Origin of the sequence: Arthrobacter sp. B10-11 (genome assembly GCF_033142195.1) — a bacterium.
Classification (GTDB): domain Bacteria; phylum Actinomycetota; class Actinomycetes; order Actinomycetales; family Micrococcaceae; genus Arthrobacter; species Arthrobacter oryzae_C.
In genome coordinates this window covers 1132671-1152767 of sequence record NZ_JAWMTH010000001.1, presented here as the reverse complement: position 1 = coordinate 1152767, position 20097 = coordinate 1132671, and the positions used below count along the sequence as shown (strand labels likewise).

14 protein-coding genes are annotated in these 20097 nt (G+C 66.5%); 9 read left to right on the top strand and 5 right to left on the bottom strand.

Annotation, left to right across the window (positions count from 1 at the left end):
• Nucleotides 1-11 precede the first annotated feature (11 nt).
• The 4 genes from RW112_RS05380 to RW112_RS05365 all read right to left on the bottom strand — a co-directional run bounded on the left by RW112_RS05380 (nucleotide 12) and on the right by RW112_RS05365 (nucleotide 7165).
• Nucleotides 12-2336 (bottom strand): bifunctional SulP family inorganic anion transporter/carbonic anhydrase, encoded by a 2325-nt coding sequence (locus RW112_RS05380; protein ID WP_317780736.1) that lies wholly within the window; start codon nucleotides 2334-2336, stop codon nucleotides 12-14.
• Nucleotides 2337-2661: 325 nt separating this feature from the next.
• Nucleotides 2662-3795, bottom strand: coding sequence for a M24 family metallopeptidase (locus tag RW112_RS05375; RefSeq protein WP_317780735.1), 1134 nt, complete (start codon nucleotides 3793-3795; stop codon nucleotides 2662-2664).
• Nucleotides 3792-5933: a DUF6807 family protein gene (locus RW112_RS05370; RefSeq protein WP_317780734.1), complete on the bottom strand. Its 2142-nt coding sequence runs from the start codon at nucleotides 5931-5933 to the stop codon at nucleotides 3792-3794. The genes RW112_RS05375 and RW112_RS05370 overlap by 4 nt, the downstream gene beginning before the upstream one ends.
• Nucleotides 5930-7165: an acetylesterase gene (locus tag RW112_RS05365; RefSeq protein WP_317780733.1), complete on the bottom strand. Its 1236-nt coding sequence runs from the start codon at nucleotides 7163-7165 to the stop codon at nucleotides 5930-5932. Before RW112_RS05365 ends, RW112_RS05370 begins: the two co-directional genes overlap by 4 nt.
• Before the next feature lie 334 nt (nucleotides 7166-7499).
• On the opposite strand from RW112_RS05365, the gene RW112_RS05360 reads away from it, so the two are divergent.
• The 3 genes from RW112_RS05360 (at nucleotide 7500) to RW112_RS05350 (ending at nucleotide 10970) form a co-directional block, all read left to right on the top strand.
• Nucleotides 7500-8444, top strand: coding sequence for a carbohydrate ABC transporter permease (locus RW112_RS05360; RefSeq protein ID WP_305942130.1), 945 nt, complete (start codon nucleotides 7500-7502; stop codon nucleotides 8442-8444).
• Nucleotides 8437-9390 carry a carbohydrate ABC transporter permease gene (locus RW112_RS05355; RefSeq protein ID WP_317780732.1) on the top strand — a complete coding sequence of 318 codons (954 nt, stop codon included), beginning with the start codon at nucleotides 8437-8439 and terminating at the stop codon, nucleotides 9388-9390. The genes RW112_RS05360 and RW112_RS05355 overlap by 8 nt, the downstream gene beginning before the upstream one ends.
• Before the next feature lie 221 nt (nucleotides 9391-9611).
• Complete coding sequence (locus RW112_RS05350) at nucleotides 9612-10970, top strand: ABC transporter substrate-binding protein (protein WP_317780731.1); 1359 nt, start codon at nucleotides 9612-9614, stop codon at nucleotides 10968-10970.
• Between the two features lie 79 nt (nucleotides 10971-11049).
• On the opposite strand, the gene RW112_RS05345 is transcribed toward RW112_RS05350, so the two are convergent.
• Nucleotides 11050-13065: a beta-galactosidase gene (locus tag RW112_RS05345; RefSeq protein ID WP_317780730.1), complete on the bottom strand. Its 2016-nt coding sequence runs from the start codon at nucleotides 13063-13065 to the stop codon at nucleotides 11050-11052.
• A 182-nt stretch (nucleotides 13066-13247) separates the two neighbouring features.
• On the opposite strand from RW112_RS05345, the gene RW112_RS05340 reads away from it, so the two are divergent.
• The 6 genes from RW112_RS05340 (at nucleotide 13248) to RW112_RS05315 (ending at nucleotide 20014) form a co-directional block, all read left to right on the top strand.
• A complete protein-coding gene (locus RW112_RS05340; protein ID WP_317780729.1) occupies nucleotides 13248-14531 on the top strand; it encodes an ABC transporter substrate-binding protein in 1284 nt (427 codons plus the stop codon).
• 31 nt (nucleotides 14532-14562) lie between these two features.
• Entirely contained in the window at nucleotides 14563-15510 is a 948-nt protein-coding gene (locus RW112_RS05335) for a sugar ABC transporter permease (RefSeq protein WP_317780728.1), read from the top strand.
• Nucleotides 15507-16436: a carbohydrate ABC transporter permease gene (locus tag RW112_RS05330; RefSeq protein WP_317780727.1), complete on the top strand. Its 930-nt coding sequence runs from the start codon at nucleotides 15507-15509 to the stop codon at nucleotides 16434-16436. Before RW112_RS05335 ends, RW112_RS05330 begins: the two co-directional genes overlap by 4 nt.
• Before the next feature lie 25 nt (nucleotides 16437-16461).
• Nucleotides 16462-17136: a Poxvirus protein I5 gene (locus tag RW112_RS05325; protein WP_317780726.1), complete on the top strand. Its 675-nt coding sequence runs from the start codon at nucleotides 16462-16464 to the stop codon at nucleotides 17134-17136.
• 98 nt (nucleotides 17137-17234) lie between these two features.
• A complete protein-coding gene (locus RW112_RS05320) occupies nucleotides 17235-18536 on the top strand; it encodes an MFS transporter (RefSeq protein ID WP_411709855.1) in 1302 nt (433 codons plus the stop codon).
• A gap of 188 nt (nucleotides 18537-18724) precedes the next feature.
• Entirely contained in the window at nucleotides 18725-20014 is a 1290-nt protein-coding gene (locus tag RW112_RS05315; protein ID WP_317780725.1) for an ABC transporter substrate-binding protein, read from the top strand.
• The last annotated feature ends 83 nt before the right edge of the window (nucleotides 20015-20097 follow it).

The following is a 20097-nucleotide window of genomic DNA, read 5'->3' as shown; positions in this document are numbered from 1 at the left end:
GCGCCGCCTGTTCAGCGGCCGCTTGCGGCGGGGTCGGGGTGGCTGATGCCGTCAGGCGTAACCTGCAGCACCCGTGCCGTGGAGATGTCATAGAACAGCCCCGCGACATGGACGCGTCCTGACTCGAGCGGTTCCCGCAGGCCGGGGTGACGCTGCAGCCTGTCCAGCTGGACGGCAACGTTCACCATGGCCAGCTGGTCGACGGCGCCGTACCCGGCCTCCGCTGCGGCCGCCTGGACGGGGTGCCCTTCGCGGAGGGCCTCGAGGCTTGGCCGGGCGTGGTCAAGCCAGACGTCGATGGCACCGCGCCCGCCGGAGCCTTCCGCATCCGCCCACAGGGCGGTCATGGCGCCACAGGCGGAATGCCCGCAGACCACGATGGACTCCACGGAGAGCTCGTTGATGGCAAACTCAAGGGCTGCCTCGATGGAGGCGTCGCGGCCGTCGTCGCCCACCACGTTGCCCACGTTGCGGACCGTGAAGAGGTCGCCGGGGCCGCTGCTGGTGATGAGGTTCGGAACCACGCGGGAGTCCGCGCAGGCAACAAACAGCGTGCCTGGATCCTGGAACGTGGACAGTTCCTCCACGTGCGGTCGCACCAGGTGGGCGTTGCGGCGGTGGTAGTTGTCGACGCCTGTGAGCACCGAGCGCAAGGGCCCGGGAATTTCCGGCCCTGCAGCGTCGGGCCCGTGGGCTGCGTGCCCGGAAAGGAGCCGCCGTTGCCAGCTGCGCCAGGGAGCAAACCCGCTCCGCAGGGCGGAGCGCGAACTGCCGCGGCTCGGCGGGCCCGCCTGTGCATCGTGGAGCGATGCAGTGCCGCTTTCCTCAATGACCACTGTGCCGCCGTTGCCCACGTGCCGGTTGCGCCAGGCATCCAGGGTGTCGTGGACGGGGTGGTCCAGGAAGTCCACTTCCAGCTCCACCGTCACGTAGGCGCCGGCGGGAACCGAGGCCAATACTGCACTCAGCCGCGGAAGCGAGAGGAAACTGCAGGACCCGTCGATGACAACGCGCCAGCGGTTCCCGTCGCCGGTGCCGGTCGGTTCCGCATGGATGCTGGCCCGCGCCACACGCCAGAGCACCAGGGCAACGGCCAGGACCAGGCCGGTCAGGACGCCCGCGAGCAGGTTGACGAAAACCACGCAGAACAGGGTGACGCCGTAGACCGTGAGGTCCCCGGTCCGCCGTGCTGTCCGGATATCTGCCGCCCGGACCAGGCGGGAGCCGATCACAATCAACAAGCCTGCGAGTACAGCCTGCGGAATCAGCTGGATGAGGCCCGCCAGCAGCAGCGAGAAGACCAGCACCCAGACGCCGTGGAGTATTGCGGACTTACGCGTCCGGGCGCCGGCCTCGAGGTTGGTGGCGCTCCGGACGATGACTCCGGTGACGGGCAGGCCCCCCAGCATTCCGGAGGTCACATTGGCGGCGCCCTGGCCCAGGAGTTCGCGGTTGAAGTCCGTCCGCGGCCCGTGGTGCATCTTGTCCACGGCCACGGCGGAGAGCAGGGATTCAACGCTGCCAATCAGCGCCACGGTCATCACGCCAATGACCACGGCGGTCCAGTTCCCGCCCGGCATCTCGGGAAGCGACAGCGCGGCCAGGAGGGAACCGTCAAAGGTGATCCGGTCCACGTTGAAGGGCAGGGACAGGCCGGTGGCGGCGATCACTGCCACCAGCGGACCGGGAACCCGGCGTACAGCCGCGGGAAGGTGCTTCCAGGCGAGCAGCAGGGCGATCACCACCGCGCCAAGGACGGCTGCGGCGATGTCGGCGGCGAAAAAGCTGCCCGGCATGGCCATGATGTTCTCCCAGGCCTCGCTGGCAGACTCGGCGCCAAGCATGACGTGCACCTGCTGCAGCACGATGGTGATGCCGATGCCGGCGAGCATGGCATGGACCACCACCGGTGCAATAGCCAGCGCAACGCGGCCTACCCGGGCGAGCCCGAGCAGCGCCTGGAGAACACCGGCGGCCGCCGTGATGGCGCAGGTGGCCGGCCAGCCGAACTGGTCGATCAGGCCGGCAACAATGACCGTCAGCCCGGCGGCGGGTCCGCTGACCTGCAGCGGTGAACCACCCAGGCTGCCGGCGACGATCCCGCCCACGGCAGCCGCAATCAGGCCGGCCATGACCGGGGCGCCGGAAGCGGCCGCGATACCCAGCGACAGCGGGACGGCCACGAGGAACACCACCAGCGATGCCGGCAGGTCCCAGCGGAGTCCGGTTGTCAGGAACGTGCGGAGGCTTTTTGGATCGCGCCCGGCTGGATGGGGACTCGTTGGAGCATCGGGGTGCGGGGCGGGCGGGTCCGTTGTGGCGGGTGCTGATGGCATGGCAGTCCTTCGCTGGTGCGTCGCGGTCCCGTGCAACGCTATTGACGCTCCAGTTCAGCCCGCAAGGGCACATGTCGTGAGAAAAAACACGCCGGAAAACGCCCCTGGGCGCCGTAACGGAGGCTCAACAGTCCCGGAGTTACGCCACCGTCGGGCGGCGGAGCCGCTCCGCTGACAGCCGCCGGAGACCCCGCCGAATCGGACTCGGTTTTCAAGTCAAATCCAATTGATGGGGTATCACTTCGGCTGCCAGGGCGGAAAAATCTACCGCTGGTTTCGGCCAAAAGCACTCACCGGTCTATACCGGTGACTCCATGTTGCGTACTCACAGCTCCAGGGTCAGCGGCCGCCGGATGCCGTTGACGACGGCGGCAGGCCAGCGGGGATCCACGCTGAGGACGGTGATCCCCGACTCGGTGAGCTGCACCGTGTCCTCGATCTTGACTCCCGGGCCGGAGGGGTTCCAGGTGAAAGTCTGGCCGAGCACCACGGTGTCATTGGTGGCCGGGGTAGCCCGGGGATCCCGGCCTGCATAGCCGGCCGGACCGCCCTGATGGTGGCGGGTCCACTGGTCGGCGCCGAAGCCGTGCCGGAAGTAGGCTTCCTGGATTTCCGCGAAGATACCGTCGAGCCGTGCGCCCGGGACGGTGGCATCAAAGATGTCCGCCTCCACCGCGGCAATCCGGACTTCAGCGTCGAGCTCGTCCGGTGTCCCGGCGTCGAACCGCACCCAGCGGGTCACGTTGGCCACCAGGCCGTTGCGGCGTGCGCACACCACCGCCATGGCCCGCCGGCCGATCGGCGCGTGCGTGGGCAGCGGATGACGGAACCCGCTGCGGCCGGCGCCATTGCAGAGGAGCACCAGCGGCTCGGCCCCCATGGCCACGATCCGCGCGGCCAGGGCGGAGGCAACACCGAACTCCGTGGTTTCCGGCGTGGCTTCCGAGAGGACATCGGTCATTGCGGCCGCCCCCTCGGCGCACAGCCGGGCATACCGCGCACTCTCGCCGGGCAGGAACTGTTGGCGGGCGGTCCGCAGTTCCGCGGCAACATCGGCTTCGGCAAGCGGCGTGCCGCCGGGGGCGAGCATGGCTGCGGCAGCGTGCAGCTGACCGTGCCACGGCACTGTGTGGAGGGCGACGCCGTCGGGCAGTTCCTCCGCCGCGATCCGGGCGGCCTCGTTGTTGAAGGTGACCAGGTGGTCGCCGTCGCGGTCCACCAGCATCGCGGCGATGGGGTCGCCGGCCAGGCTGATATGGACGCGGCTTCCGTCCAGGTACCAGGTCAGCGCCGTGTTGGTGGTGAGCAGGATCGAGTCCCGGCCCGCTGCGTCCAGGATGTCCAGGACGCGCCGGCGTTTGACGGCGCGGTCGGCCGCATTTCCCGCGGCTCCTTCTCCTGCTGCGGCAACGAGCGGTGCCTGCGGTGTTTGCTCAGTTTGCTGTGTAACGGTGTTCATGCGGATTCCCCCAAAGTAGTGATCAGCTGTTCGATGTCGCGGGTGGACAGGAGTCCGTCGGCCACGAGGACCGTGACGGTCCGGTGCAGCGGCCGGGCGTGGCTGGCCGTTGCCCGCTGCTCCCACGCCAGGGACAGTCCGACGCCGGGATACCCGGCGAGGCGGACAAACCACGGGTCGCCGGGCTGCCCAGGTTCCTGCCGGGGCAGGAAGACGAGGGTGGCCGGACCGCCGTCGTGCTCCCCGTTCCGGAAGGTGCCCGACCACGCCAGCCACGGCGCCTCAACGGAGGGGACCGTGCCGTGCACGGCATCTTCCCCGTCCGCGGCGGCCGTCCAAACCTGTGCCGCGGCGACGGTGGGAAGGCGCCAGAAGAAGCCGCCGTAGCCGCCCTGCGGCCGGCCGTTGGAGCCCGGGCTGCCCAGCGTGACCGGGTCCGGCCCCGCCGGGGCGAGGATGAAGTCGAGCGTGAGCCGCCAGGTGGAGGAGTCGACGGCGGCCCAGCTCCACGTGCGCTGTTCGTGGAGGAGGGGTTTTCCGTCCGGCCCGAGCCAGCCCAGGGTTTCGGCCAGCCTGCTGCCGGCACTGTCGTGCTCCGCCGCAAGCGTGACGATCCGCCCGTGGTCCTTCCGCCACACATAGGCTCCGGCGCCGGGGGTGAAGGTGCGGCCGCCCCAGAAGTTGACGCCGTCCACGTCCTGGATGGCCACGCCCGCTCCCAGGTGCCAGACGTGGTCCTCCGGCAGGTGGTCAGTCACCACGGTGCCGGCCAGCGTTGCTACCGGATGCAGGTACGGGCGCGGCGATGACGTCGGAGTGATCCGGCCGCCGTCCGCCCTCCTCGCCACGACCTTCCCGTTCACCGCAAACACCGGTTGCGTCCCGGCTGCCGGCAGCTCGCGCGCCCAGGGCACGCCCAGCTCCGCAAAGGTGGCCTGTGCCGCCGCGGCCCGGCGCACCAGGTGGCTGATTCCGCGGACCACCGGGCGGGCGTCGTCGCCCTCGCCCTGCCAGGACACGTGCCCGGCGCCAATCGCGCGGGGCGGCTCCGCTCTCCGGATGGCTTCGAGCACTCTCATGAAGGCGCCGTTCCCGGCCAGCGGGCTGAGCAGTCCACGCGCCCCGGGAGAGCGCCGGGCCGCCAGGAGGTTTTCCAGCAGATCGGTGCGGCCGAATGTTTCGGTGCGCTCGCCGTCGGGCGTTGTGATTGTCAGCCGGTCCTCGGTGTAAAAGAATTCAGCCCGTCCCAGGGTGCCGTGGATGGTGACACAGGGTGCGGTCTGTTTGTCGGCGCACAGGGTGAGGGCGCAGAGGAGGACCACTCCGCCGGCAGTGCGCACTCGGATCACCGAGGTGTCATCGCTTTCGGTCGCGTGGGCACGGTACAGGTCCGTCTCCACGGAGACGACGTCGTCCGCCAGCGCCGCGCCGGCCATCCGCAACCCGGTGGCCACCGCATGCGCCAGGGCATTGGTGGCCACCCCGTCCACCACGTCGGTACCGTCCAGGCTGCGTTTGCCCGCCCAGCGTGAACGTTTGAAGTAGGCCCTGGTGCGAACCCAGGTGCCGACGGCGCCCACGCCGCGGACTTCGCCGATTTCACCGGACTCAACGAGCCGGTCCAGCGCCGGCAGGGCATGGGAGCCGAGGCTTTGGAAACCCACCTGGACCAGCCTGCCCGACTCCTCCGCGGCAGTCAGCACGTCGGTGAACTGGGCCAGCGACGCCATGGGCGGCTTCTCCACGTAGACGTCCGCCCCGGCCGCGATGGCCGCCAGGGCCAGCGGCGCGTGCGTCTGGATGGGGGTGGCCAGGACGACGACGTCCGGCGCAGGCCCTGCGGCGAGGAGCTCCTCCAGCGAGGTGAACGTGGCCACGCCGTGAGGAAGCGTCCCCTCGGCCGGCGGGCGGGGGTCCGCCACCGACACAAGTTCCACACGGTCCAGTCCGGCGAGGCGGGCAAGGTTGTCCAGGTGGCGGGCCCCGTAGCCGTGCGCGCCGACGAGGGCCACCCGCGGGACGGCGCGGTCCTCCGCCGCCGGGGCATGGTCGTTGGTGCCGGCGCTGTCGGTCGATGCGGCGCTGTCAGTCGATGCGGCACTGTTCGTTGTGCCGGCGCTGAAGTTTTCGGGTGTCATGACTGTCCGTTCTGGCGGGCGGAGGCAAGGGGAGCGGGGGAAAGATGCTGCTGCAGGAAGGCGGCGGCCTCGTCCTGCATGTCCGTGGTGAAGGCGTGCCCGCCCGGCCAGAAACTGCCGGTATAGCGGCCGGTGCCACTGGCCCCCAGGATGGCGTCGGCGTCGCGCATCCCGTCCTCGGGGAACAGCTCGTCGGCCAGCGCGTACTGCACCAGGAAGCGGTCCGCCGTGGAACGTGCTGCCAGTTCGGGAAAGTCGCCCAGCCGTGACAGGCCCGGCGTCTGCAGGAGCCAGGAATGCGCATCCAGGTAGGCCGGGACCAGCGACCGGTACGTGGTCATCATGCACGTGACCACAAAACTGCGGATGAGCGGGCTGAGCGCGGCCAGCATCACGGACCGCCCGCCTCCGCCGGAGAATCCGATGCTCCCCAGCCGCCCGGCGTCCACGCCCGGGAGGCCGGCAAGCACCTTGAGGGCCGCGAGGTCGTCGTGCGCCACCATTCCGGCGAAGCTCGTTCCCAGCAGGCCGGACGCCTTCGCCACGGTGTCCTCGTGCGCCGCCGCAGCGGCGTCATACAGTTCCGCTGCGGAAGGCACGACGCCGGCCTCCCGCCACAGTGCCTTGCGGCCCTCGACGACGGCGGCTGTCCGCCACGGCGGCGTGCCGAGATCGAAGCGGCGGCTGCCCCAGGAGAACGTGTCGTGGGCCAGGACGGCGAAGCCCTGCGCTGCCAGCCAGATGGCAAACGGGCGGCCGCCATAGAGCCGCTGCTGGAGGTCCGCGGCACGCGGGTCCACCAGTCGGTCCGCGCCGCCGGACTTGATGCCTGCGTGGCAATGCAGCGCCAGCACTCCCGGCAATGGTCCGGTCCGCCCGGCCGGCCGCACAAACCAGGCGCCGGTGCGGGGCCCGAAGCCCAACTGCCAGCTGACCCGCGACGTAGTGACGCCGTCGTGCGTTTCCTCCGACTCCAGCACCACGGAATCCCGCACCGCGGCGGGGTCTGCCGGGGCGGCCGGAACACCCAGGGCATCTGCCAGTTCCTGCCCGGCGGAAGTTTCCGCAATGTGCCGCCGGCGGGTGCCCACGTAGGAAGGCCAGTCCTCGTAGCCGCCGATGGTGCTGGGCCGCCGCTCCGGACCGGCGCCTGGAGAGTCCAGGGTGCCAAGGGAGTCCGGGATGCCGGCTGTGTCCTGCGTGCCGGTAATGTCAGGGGTGCCGGGATTCATCGGCGCGGCCTGCCGGGTGCAAACATCATTGTCCTGCCTCTCGCAGATGCTCTGACCCGGAAGGTACCGAAGTCAGAAAACGCTTTCTCAAAAATTAGCAAAAGGCTGTACAGCGGTCAAGAAAGCGTTTACTTTGGTACAAAGCCGCTGTTGGCCCGGTCCCTCCGGAAGCCAGTCAGGCGGGTGGTGCCGGAACTGATCGGCGCGGGCCCGTGACGGCGAATGCACTTCACACCAGCACGCCGTGGAAGGCCACGATGACCAAAGGAGACCACATGGCCGCACAGCATTACCCCGGGACGCCGGCAGGCGTCCGTCAGCCGAGGGGGAGGCAATGAGCGCCATCAGCGAATTGTCCTCCATCAGCCGGCGCAAAGGGCCGGCGACAGCCGAGGAGAAACGCGCGAACCGCCGCGACAACAAGGCGGCCTACATCTTCCTGCTGCCATGGCTGATTGGTCTTGTGGCCATCACCATCGGCCCCATGATCATGTCCCTCTACCTGTCCTTTACGGACTACAACCTGCTGCAGCCGCCGGAATGGGTGGGGCTGGACAATTTCACCCGCATGCTGGAGGACGCACGGCTCCACAACTCACTCCGCGTGACCTTCACGTATGTGCTGGTCGGCGTCCCGCTGCAGCTTGCGGTTGCGCTGCTGATTGCCCTGGTGCTGGACAAGGGTCTTCGCGGCCTGCCGTTCTACCGGTCCATCTTCTACCTGCCGTCCCTGCTCGGCGGCTCGGTGGCCGTGGCCATCCTCTGGAAGCAGATCTTCGGAACCTCCGGCCTGGTGAACCAGGTGCTGGCCATGTTCGGCATCACCGGACCCGGCTGGATCTCGGATCCGTCCACGTCGCTGGGATCCATCATCCTGCTCCACGTGTGGACTTTCGGTAGCCCCATGATCATCTTCCTGGCCGGGCTGCGCCAGATTCCCAATATGTACTACGAGGCGGCCGAGGTTGACGGAGCCACCACGCTGCAGAAATTCTGGCGCATCACCCTGCCGATGCTGAGCCCGATCATCTTCTTCAACCTCGTCCTGCAGATCATCGGGTCCTTCCAGTCCTTCACCCAGGCGTTCATCGTCTCGGGAGGCAACGGCGGGCCGTCCGACTCCACCATGTTCTTCACGCTTTACCTCTACCAGAAGGGATTCGGCCAGTTCGACATGGGGTACGCCTCCGCGATGGCCTGGTTCCTCCTGGTGATCATCGGCGCTTTCACGGCCATCAACTTCATCGCTTCAAAGTATTGGGTGTTCTACGATGACTGAACTACAGACCTTGCAGGCTCCGGAGAAACTGCCGTCCTCCGGAGGCAAAACCAGGGGCAAAGGCCCCCAGGGCGGCAGCCGGAAACGCGAATCCCGCGGATCGCTGGCCTTCAGCCGCAGCGCGCGCATCAAGGCCCTGTCCAAGCATGCCGTCCTGATCATCACCGGCGGCATCATGATCTACCCGCTGCTGTGGATGGTGGTGTCATCACTCCGCCCCAACGAGCTGATCTTCCGCGAACCCGGCCTCTGGCTCAACAGCCTGGAAATGGGCAACTACACCGACGGCTGGTCCGCGCTGACCCACCCCTTCGGGCACTACATGCTCAATTCGGCAGTGGTGGTGATCGGTTCCATCCTGGGCAACCTGATCTCCTGCTCCATGGCCGCCTACGCCTTCGCCCGGCTGCAGTTCAGCGGTAAGAAGCTGTTCTTCGGCGTGATGCTCCTGACCATCATGCTGCCGTTCCACGTGATCATCGTGCCGCAGTACATCCTCTTCTCGCAGATCGGCTGGGTGAACACCTTCTGGCCGCTGATTGTGCCCAAGCTCCTTGCTACGGACGCGTTCTTCGTGTTCCTGATGGTGCAGTTCATCCGGGGCATCCCCAAGGAACTGGATGAAGCGGCGAGGATCGACGGCGCCGGCCACCCGCGCATCTTCCTGCGCGTCATCCTGCCGCTGATGGTGCCCGCCCTCGCCACCACCACCATCTTCACGTTCATCTGGACCTGGAACGACTTCTTCGGCGCCCTGATCTACCTGACGGATCCGGAGATGTTCACCGTGCCGGTTGCCCTGCGGGCGTTTGTGGACTCGCAGTCGGCCACCAGCTGGGGCTCGCTCTTCGCCATGTCCATCGTGTCCCTGCTGCCGGTGTTCCTGGTGTTCCTTTTCGGCCAGCGCTTCCTCATCAAGGGGATCGCGACGACCGGCATCAAGTAGATCCTGCTGGTCCTTGCAGTTCCCGCCGGGGTGGATGGGTGTTCGTTGCCCGTCCACCCCGACTCATGGGGCGTGCACTTGAAATTGGCCCGCCGAACATCTTGTATTACAAGTACCTCGCTTGTATTCTTAGTCACGAGAAAGCGTTTTCTGAGCGACTTTCCAGACCATCCAGTGTCGAACCCATCAGCTTTCAAGATCAAAGAAGATCGGAGAATCCAGTGCCGCTATTTTCCCGCCCTGCCTCAGCCGCCAGTCGTGGCGCAGCAGAGGCAACGTCCGCCCGGGCCGGACGGAGGCTGCGCCGAACCGGCGCGGTCGCCGCAGCTGCCGCCGTCGTGCTGGCCCTCAGCGCCTGCGGCGGGGGAGCCGCCCCGCAGAGTGCCGACGGCAAAGTTGAACTCCGTTTCTCCTGGTGGGGAGGGGACAAGCGGGCGCAGCTGACGCAGGCCGCGATTGCTGCCTTCGAAGCCGAGAACCCGAACATCAAGATCAAGCCGGAGTTCGGCGACTGGAGCGGCTACTGGGACAAGCTGGCCACCCAGGTCGCGGCCAATGATGCCCCGGACATCATCCAGATGGACGAAAAATATATCACGGAGTACTCGAGCCGCGGTGCCCTGCTGGACCTCTCCAAGTACGACATCGACACGTCCAAGTTTGACGAAGCCGCCCTCAACGCCGGCAAGAACGAGGACGGCCTGACGGGCATAGCCGCAGGCATCAATGCAGCGACCATCCTGGCCAACCCGGCCGTTTTCAAGGCTGCGGGAGTGGAGCTTCCGGATGACAGCACCTGGACATGGGAAGACTTCGAGCGCATTTCCGCCGAGGTCACCGCGAAGTCGCCGAAGGGTACCTACGGTGCGGCGGCCTACGGCACGGACGAAGCGTCGCTCGGCGTGTGGCTCCGGCAGAACGGCAAGTCGCTGTACACCAGCGACGGGAAACTCGGCTTCGAGCCGGGCGACATCGCCGAGTGGTGGGCGTTCCTGAAGCAGCTGAGCGAGAAGAAGGCCGTCCCGTCAGCCTCCGAGGTGGTCGAGGCCGAGGCGGCACCGCTGGACCAGAGCGGCCTGGCGACAGGCAAGAACGGGCTCGCATTCTGGTGGTCCAACCAGCTGCCGGCGCTCGAGAAGGCTGCCGCAGGAGAGCTGCAGATTCTGCGGTTCCCGTCCAAGACCGGCACGTCCGCTGATGCGAACCTTTGGTACAAGGCCTCCCAGTTCTGGTCCGCCTCTTCCCGCACCAAGCATCCTGAGGAAACCGCCAAGTTCATCGACTTCCTGGCCAACAACACCAAGGCCGGCGAGGCACTCCTGGCCGACCGCGGCGTCTACCCCAACTCCGAGGTCCGGGCGGCCATCGAGCCCAAGCTGACGCCCGCCGATATCAAGGTGGTCAAATTTATCGACCAGATCAAGGACGAGCTCGGTGAAGCCCCGGCGCCTCCGCCGAAGGGCGCCGGCGCCATCCAGGAGATCGTCAAGCGGTACACCTCCGAGGTCCTCTTCGACCGGCTGTCCACCGAGGAGGCCGGCAAGAAGGCAGTCGACGAAATGAAGTCGGCCATCAGCTAGCAGTCCTGCTGAACGTGCCCCCATCCGATCCTTGTGAATCGGGTGGGGGCACTTCTGCATGGTGCTCCTTGGTGCCAGGTCAGTCCTCCGCGACCACCGCCACGGCACCGGCAGGAACCATCCCGGTGAACCGTTCGCCGGACAGCAGCTCAGTCCCTGCCACCCGGACGGTTGCGTCGGTGCGGGAGTGGTTGATGGCGAACACGAAGCTTGTGCCATCCGCGTTGCGCCGCCGCGTCAACTCGACTCCCTGGTCCGCCCCGGCCACTGCGGCAACTCCCGACTCGTCCAGCAGCCGATCGACCAGCGCCTCGATGCCGTCCCGGTCGGGGAAGGTGGCCAGGTACCAGGCCGCCCCGGCTCCCACGGAGCGCCGCGTCAGGGCAGGAGCGCCTTCAAGGGGGTATTCGGTGAATGCCGAAACCACCTCCGCGCCGGCCGCGTGCACATGCTCGCTCCACACGCGTCCCACACCGCCATCGCTGAGCTTGGCGGTGGACCCGGCCAGCAGCGGATAAAATTCCTCCACGCTGACGCCCAGCAGGTCACGGAACGCGCCCGGATAGCCGCCGAGCCGGACGTGGTCCTGCTCATCGACAATCCCGCTGAAGTAGCTGACCAGGATGGTTGCGCCTTCCCGGGCAGCGGAAGCGATGTTCGCGGCGGCGGCGTCGGTGACGTTGTACAGGGTGCATACCAGCACCAGTGCGTAGCCCGCCAGGGACGCGGAGGGGTGCACGAAGTCAGCCGACACCCCGCGCAGGAATAGTGAACGGTGGAAGTCGCGCAGCAGGTCCAGGTATCTCACGTCAACGCTGGGCTTGGAGTCGATTTCGCTCGCCCACCAGGCCTCGTAATCGAACACGACCGCCACCCGGGATTCGACGCGGGAGCCCTTGACCGGCGCCAGCTTCTGCAGTGCCGCGCCAAGCCCCACCACCTCCCGGAAGATCCGGGTTTCCCGCCCGCCATGCGGAACCATGGCGGAGTGGAATTTCTCCGAGCCGGCGAAGCTCTGCCGCCACTGGAAAAACATCACGGCGTCCGCGCCGCGGGCCACATGCGCCAGGGAATTGCGGAGCATTTCGCCGGGCATCTTGGGCTGGTTGCGGGGCTGCCAGTTGACGGCCGACGTCGAATGTTCCATCAGGATCCACGGGTGGCCGCCCGCAACACCCCGCGTAAGGTCCGCGCTGAACGCGAGTTCGATCTGCCGCTCGGGATCGGCGGCCACGAGGTAGTGGTCGTTGGCGATCACGTCCAGGTCCTTGGCCCAGTCGAAATAGTCCATGGACTTGGTGGCGCTGGACACCATGAGGTTGGTGGTGGCCGGCACGCCCGGCGTCACGTCCCGCAGCACTTCGAGCAGGGTGCGGTAGTAGTCCATCAGGGACCAGGAACTGAAGCGCTGGAAGTCGAGCTGCTGCCCCGGATTCAGGGTGGACGGTGCGGCGCCGGGCGGCAGGATCTCCTCGAATGAGGCGTAATGCTGGGACCAGAAGGCCGTGCCCCACGACGCGTTCAGCGCCTCAATGTTCCCGTAGCGCCGTTCCAGCCAGGCGCGGAAGGCGGCCGCGTCCTCGTCCCCGTAAAACTCCGATACGTGGCAGCCGAGTTCGTTGTCCACATGCCACAGAGCCAGCGCCGGGTGGTCCTTGTATCGTTCTGCCAGCGCCCTGGTGATGCCCGTGGCGTACCGCCGGTAAACGGCCGACGACGGCGAGTAGTGCCGACGCGAGCCCGGCCCCAGCACGGTTCCGTCAGCCGTGACCGGGAGGATTTCCGGGTGTTTGCGGACAAGCCAGGCCGGGGGAGCTGCTGTAGCGGTGGCGAGGGCTACTTTGATACCAGACGTCGCCAGGTTATCCAGGACCTCGTCCAGCCAGCCAAAGTCGTAGGTGCCCTCCGTCGGCTCGAGCAGCCCCCACGAGAAAATGCCGACGCTGAGGAAAGTGACGCCCGCTTCCTTCATCAGCTCCAGGTCCTCCAGCCGCGTGCTCACCGGCCACTGCTCCGGGTTGTAGTCGCCTCCGTAGGCGATGCCGTCGAGGCTCTTCCAAACAGCTGGCGGAGCGGATTGTTCCTGCGGTGACATGAGACTCCTTTGTCGGTTCCGGTAAGCGTTCCCGGCGTGAAAACAGATCTTTGGAAAACGCTTGCCCAAATCTGGGAATGGGGATATTGTATCGTTTCAGAAAGCGCGTGTAAGCCGGATCACTACTCACGTTGTAGAGAATACTAGGAATCGCGCTTACACAACTGAGCAAGGAGGCTCTTATGATCAGCAGAAGGAATTTCCTCACCACCGTGGCCCTGGGCACCGCGTCTGCCGCCGCGCTGGCGGCTTGTGGATCCCCCGCTCCCGCCCAGACAGGTTCGGCGGAGAATCCGGTCACCATCAACTACACCTGGTGGGGCAACGACGATCGCGCTAAGCGCACCCGCCAGGCCATCGACCTGTTCCAGTCAAAGAACCCGGACATCAAGGTCAACGGCAACTTCACCGACTTCGCCGGCTACTGGCAGAAGCGCGCCACCGAGGCGGCCGGCGGCGGCCTGCCCGACGTCATGCAGTGGGACCTTTCCTACCTGCGGGACTACGGCCAGCGGAACCAGCTCCTGGACCTGGGCACGGTGAAGATCAACACCGACGCTTTCGAGAAGTCACTCCTCCCCTCCGGCCAGATCCGCGGCAAGACCTACGGCATCCCCACCAGCACCAACGCCTTCGCCGTGTACTACGATCCGGCCAAGCTCGCGTCCCTGGGCATTGCCGAGCCGGACGGCACCTGGACCTACGACGAATACAACGCGTTCCTGGCAGAGGTCGGCGCCAAGGGCAACGGCGCCCTGTTCGGTGGCACGGACTACACCTCCATCTGGTGGATGTTCAACATCTGGCTGCGCCAGAACAACATCGAAGCCTTCACCGAGGACGGCAAGCTCGGGTTCACCAAGGAAGACCTCAAGAAGTGGTGGAACGTCACCGCCGACCTGCGCGGCACTCCCGCCCTTGTCTCGGAGGAAAGAGTCACCCAGCTGGCGCCCAAGTCCCCGTTCGGCTCCAACGTCACGGCAACGGAAGCCACCTGGGACAACTTCATGGCCGCGTACCTCGGGGACAGCGGTGCCAAGGAACTCAAACTCGTTCCGGTTCCCTCCGATGACAAGGACAACCTGGGCCTCTTCCTCAAGCCCTCCATGCTGATGGTTGCCAGCGCCAAGACCAAGTACAAGGACGCCGCCGCCCGGTTCATCGACTTCATGGTCAACGACCCCGAAGTGGGCCAGATCTTTAAGACCTCCCGCGGCGTTCCGGCGTCGAAGACCCAGCGTGACGGCACCACCTTCGAAGGCACCGACAAGCTGGTGGTTGAGTACGAGAAGTCGATCGAGAAGTACCTCAAGGACGCCCCCGAGCCGCCCATCGTCGGCTTCGGCACGCTGGAAGCCTCATTCAAGCGCATCGCCGCCGACCTCAACTACGGCAAGCTGACCGTCGACTCCGCGGCTGACGCCTGGTTCAAGGAAGCCGAAGACCTCATCAAGCAGAACGCCTGATCCAGTCGTTCGCAACTGACGGAAAATTCACATGACTCAAAGCCCAACCCTCAGCAGGCGTTCCTCGTCCGCCCCCGCGCTGCGCAAATCCAAGCAGCGCGGGGCCGACGCCCGCGCCGGCTACACCTTCCTGCTGCCCTGGCTGCTGGGATTCATCGCCCTCACCGTGGGTCCCATGATCTCCTCGCTCTACCTGTCCTTCACCAACTACAACCTGTTCGACCCGCCCAAATGGATCGGGCTGGACAACTACACCACCTTGTTCCAGGACGAGCGGTTCCTGCAGTCCGTGGGCGTGACCGTGGGCTACGTGGTCTTCGGCACCCCGCTCAAGCTCGCCGCCGCACTGGCAGTCGCCATGCTGCTGAACAGCAAGCGCAAGGGCCAGGGCTTCTACCGTTCAGCGTTCTACGCCCCGTCCCTGATCGGCGCGTCCGTGTCCATTGCGATTGTGTGGAAGGCGATGTTCGGGGATGCGGGCCCCGTGGACCAGGGCCTGTCCTTCTTCGGCATCAACCTCGGCGGCTGGGTGGGCAACCCGTCCATGACCATGCCGATGTTCATCCTGCTGACCGTCTGGCAGTTCGGCGCCCCGATGGTGATCTTCCTGGCCGGCCTGAAGCAGATCCCGGCCGACCTCTACGAAGCCGCCTCGATGGACGGCGCGGGCCCGGTCCGCAAGTTCTTCAATATCACCTGGCCCATGCTGTCGCCGGTGATCTTCTTCAACCTGCTGATGGAAACCATCCACGCGTTCCAGATCTTCGCCTCGGCCTACATCATCTCCAACGGCGAAGGCGGCCCGGCAGGCTCCACCCTCTTCTACACCCTCTACCTGTACCTGCGCGGTTTCAGCGACTTCCGGATGGGCTACGCCTCGGCGATGGCCTGGCTCCTGGTGATCGTCGTCGGAATCATCACGCTGATCTTCTTCCGCACGTCCAAGTCCTGGGTCCACTACAGCGGTGATGCAAAATGACAACTATGGCAACTCCCACACAGCCAAAAACAGGCAGCGGCATTGCCGCGCCGGCTCCGGACTACAACCCGAAGTCCGAGTCAGCGGGTGCCAAGCGCGCCAAGAGCATCATCTTCCACGCCGTGGCACTGGCCCTCACGGCGGTGGTCCTCTACCCGGCCCTGTGGATGCTCGCGTCATCCTTCAAGCCGAATGCCGAAATCGGCGGCGCCAACACGTCGCTGTGGTCGAACAACTTCAGCTTCGACAACTTCGTCACCGCCATGGAGGGAATCGGCGGCGTGTCCACGCTCCAGTTCTTCACCAATTCCCTGGTCCTGGCCATCGGCGCCGTGGTAGGAACCGTCCTGTCGGCCAGCGTCTCGGCTTATGCGTTCGCGCGGATCAAGTTCCCGGGCCGCAGCGTGTTCTTCGGCATGATGATCGCCACCCTGCTCCTGCCGTTCCACGTGGTGATCATTCCGCAGTACATCGTGTTCCAGCAGCTGGGCCTGGTGGATACCTACATCCCGCTGCTCATCGGCAAGTTCCTGGCGGCGGATGCGTTCTTCGTCTTCCTGATGGTCCAGTTCATGCGCAACCTGCCGGCCGAACTGGATGAGGCGGCCCGCATCGACGGCGCCGGCCACGTCCGGATCTTCACCTCCATCATGCTTCCGCTGATGAAGCCGGCGCTCATCTCGACGTCGATCTTCTCCTTCATCTGGAGCTGGAACGACTTCCTGGGCCCGCTGCTCTACCTGAACACGCCGGAGAAGTACCCGCTGCCGCTGGCCCTGCGCCTCTTCGTGGACCAGACCCAGAGCTCGGACTACGGCGCCATGATCGCCATGTCCGTCCTGGCCCTGCTGCCGGTTCTTGTGTTCTTCCTGGTATTCCAGCGCTACATTGTTGAAGGCGTCTCCACCCAGGGCCTGAAGGGCTGACGGCGATGGAAAGCACAGCCAGGAAATGAGCACGATGGACAGCACCACGCCCGCAGGCCGCAGCGAACCGATCCCGGTCAACCGCTTCGCCTTGTTCTCTGAGACCCTCCTTGCCGGCGTGCTGGTGCTGGTGCTGTCCCTTCCGCTGGTCACCATTCCTGCCGCATACGCCGCCGGAATCGCGCACCTCGAGCGGCACCTGTCCGGCCGGGACGACTCCCTGCGTGCCCTCTGGACCACGTTCCGCTCGGCGCTGCCGGGCAGCTGGAAGCTGGGAATCACGACGGCGGCAGCCGCCGTCGTGATTGTCCTGAACCTGCTGCTGGCGATGGCGGGGCAGCTGCCCGGCCAGGCTGTGGTCCTGCCTGCCACGCTCATCCTGGTAGCGGCAGGTGCCGTCCTGCTCCTGCGCACCGCCGCGGCGTGGTCGGACGATGCGGGCAGCGCGGGCGATGCCACAAATGTTGGCGCCGCAACCGCCGGTGCCTCAAAGACCGGTGCCTCAAAGACCGCCTGGCCCGCAGCCCTTGATGCCGCCAAGGCGCTCTCGCTCCGCGACTGGACGGGTTCGCTCCTGCTGGCCGCAGCACTGTTTGCCGCCGTGGTGTTCGTGTGGATGCTGGCCGCGCTCTTCGTGGTGGTTCCCGGCACCCTGATCCTCGCCTCGGCCGCGGTGAAGATGCGGTCAACCCGCGCGTAGCCCCGCAGCCGGGTTTGCTCCGCTATTCCACGAGCTATTCCATAGCGCCGTTGTTACCGTCCCCGCAGGTCCCCATTACTACCGAGTTGAGCCCAGACGTGTCTTTCGACCGCCCGCAGTCCGCTGAGTCCCTCCGAGCCACCGGCCAGGCCCCTGAACCAGCCGTTGGGCCAGCCGCCGAACGGCCGCTGCGCTGGTACCACCCGCTGGCGCAGCGCAACTACCGCCTTTTCGTCGCTATCCAGCTCGCCGGCAGTACCGGTGTGTGGATGCAGCGCCTCGCCCAGGACTGGCTGGTCCTGCAGCTCACCGGCAGCCCGGCAGCCGTGGGCGTCGCGGTGGCGCTGCAGTTCCTGCCCATGCTGGTGGTGGGGCCGCTGAGCGGCATCCTGGTGGACGTTTATCCCAAGCGCCGCATCCTGCTGATCTGCCAGTCCATCACCGCCCTGCTGGCACTGACCCTCGCCGTCCTGGATGCCGGCGGCGGGATCACCGTCTGGACCGTGTATGCATGCTGCGTTGCCCTCGGCATCACGTCCGCCGTGGACGGCCCGGCCCGCCAGGTGTTCGTCAACGAGGTGGTGGGGGACGCCGCGCTGCGCCCCGCCATCGGGCTGAACAACGCAATCGGCCAGCTCGGCGCCATGGCCGGCCCGGCGCTTGGCGGCCTGGTGATTGCCAACGCCGGTTCGGCTGCCGCGTTCGCCGCGAACGCGCTGGTGTGCCTCGCGGTGCTGGGCCTCATCACCGCCATCCGGACGTCCCAGCTCCACCCCAGCGAACCGCCCCTGCGCGGCCGCGGGCAGATCCTCGCCGGCTTCCGCTACGTCCGCTGCCGGCCCTCCCTCCTGCTGGTGATGCTGCTGGCGGGACTCCTGGGAGCCTTCGGCATGAACGGACCCGTGGTGCTTGCGGCTTTCGCCGAAGACATCTGGCACAGCGGTGCCGCCGGCTTCGGCATGTTCAACACCTTCAGTGCCGCCGGTGCCCTCATCGGCGCGCTGCTGGCGGCGCGCCTGCGCACCCTGGGCCGACGCGGGATCGTAGTGAGTGCCGGGCTGTTCGGGCTGACCCAGCTGGTGGCTGCCCTCATGCCCACGCAGGAGCTGTTCGTGGCGATGCTGGTGCTGGTGGGCGTGATGACGCTGCTCTTCCTGACCGGTGCGGCCACCACCGTGCAGCTGGAAGCGGGTGCGGACGTCCGGGGCCGCGTCCTGGCGCTCTACCTGCCGCTGCTGCTGGGCGGGCACGCCCTCGGCGGACTGCTGGCCGGGTGGCTCACGGAAGAGTTCGGCGTCCGAGCCGGCCTGGTCGTGACCGGGGCGCTCGGCATGGTGTCCGCCGCCGTAATCGGACTGCTGCTGTGGCTGAACGCCCGACGACGGCCCGCGGCTTCGTGAAGTATCCGCGACAGTTTGCCACTTTTGGCCGTTTCGGGCCGCGCAGAGCGACCAAAAGTGGCAAACGGGCGGCGCGGGTTGTCACTCGGAGCGTTTCCCGGACCCTTGACTGTGATGCGGCGCACATTTAAGGTGGATGAGAAAGCGCTTTCTCGATCACTCCCACCAGCCGTCACAAAGGACATCGAATGATTTTTCGCGCCCTGAAATCCCGGACTCCCAAGATTGCGGCTGTGGCAGCCGCGCTCGCGCTGACTCTTTCCGGCTGCGGGGGTGGTGCGCAGTCCGATGCCGGCGGGCCGGTGACGCTACGGTTCACCTGGTGGGGCTCGGACGTCCGGCACAAGATGACCCAGAAGCTGATCGACGCGTTCGAAGCCAAGAACCCCAACATCAAGATCGAAGGCGAATACGGGGAGTGGTCCGGGTACTGGGACAAGCTCGCCACCCAGGTAGCTTCACAGCAGGCCCCCGATGTTATCCAGATGGACCTCCAGTACTTGGGCGAATACGCCGAGCGCGGGGCGCTCCTTGACCTGAAGGACGTGGACCTGTCCAAGTTCGACAAGGCTGCGGCCGACGCCGGCAAGACGCCGGACGGGCAGTTTGCCGTGACGGCCGGCATGAACGCGCTGGTGGTGCTGGCCAACCCGTCGCTGGTTTCGGCCAGTGGCGTTGCCCTGCCGGACGACGAGTCCTGGACTTGGGAGGAGTACCGGAAGACGGCCGCGGACATCACAGCGAGCGGCAAAGCCGGGACCTACGGCTCCGGGCCTATCACGGGAGACGCCTCCTTCAATCTGTGGCTGCGGCAGCACGGAAAGTCCCTCTTCACTCCGGACGGGAAGCTGGGCTTCGATGAGGCTGATGCCGCGTCCTACTTCGAGTTCCAGGCGGGGCTCCGGGATGCAAAATCCGTGCCGCCGGCATCCGTCATGACCGAGGAGGCAAGCGCCGCGCTGGATCAGACGGGGCTGGCCACAAACAGGTTCGCCATGGGCTGGCTGTGGTCCAACCAGCTGGGCGCCCTGACCAAAGCGTCCGGCCAGCCACTGGAGATCAAGCGCCCGCCAAGCACCGAGGGAAACGCCAAATCGGCGCAGCAGTACTACAAGGCGTCCCAGCTCTGGTCCGCGAGCTCGCGCACCAAGCACCCGAAGGAAGCCCAGCAGTTCATCGACTTCCTGGCGAACAGCGTCGAAGCCGGCGAAATTGCGCTGGCTGACCGCGGCATTCCCGGTAATTCCGAGGTACGCGATGCCATTACGTCGAAGCTGAGTCCCGCAGACGCCGCCACGGCCTTCTTCATCAATGACATTGCGGACGAAGTGGGCGACGCCCCGGTTGTTCCGCCGGCAGGGTCAAGCCCGGCCTCGGAGGTCCTCACGCGTTTCACCACCGAGGTGCACTTCGGCCGGATCAGTCCGGAGGAAGCCGCGAAGAAATCGATCGAGGAGATCAAGAGCGGGCTTAGCTAAGACCCGAGTTTTTGTCCAGATAACGCGAGCAAAACGCTCCTGAAGTCGCGTTATCTGGACAAAAACTCCCCGGGTAGAGGCCG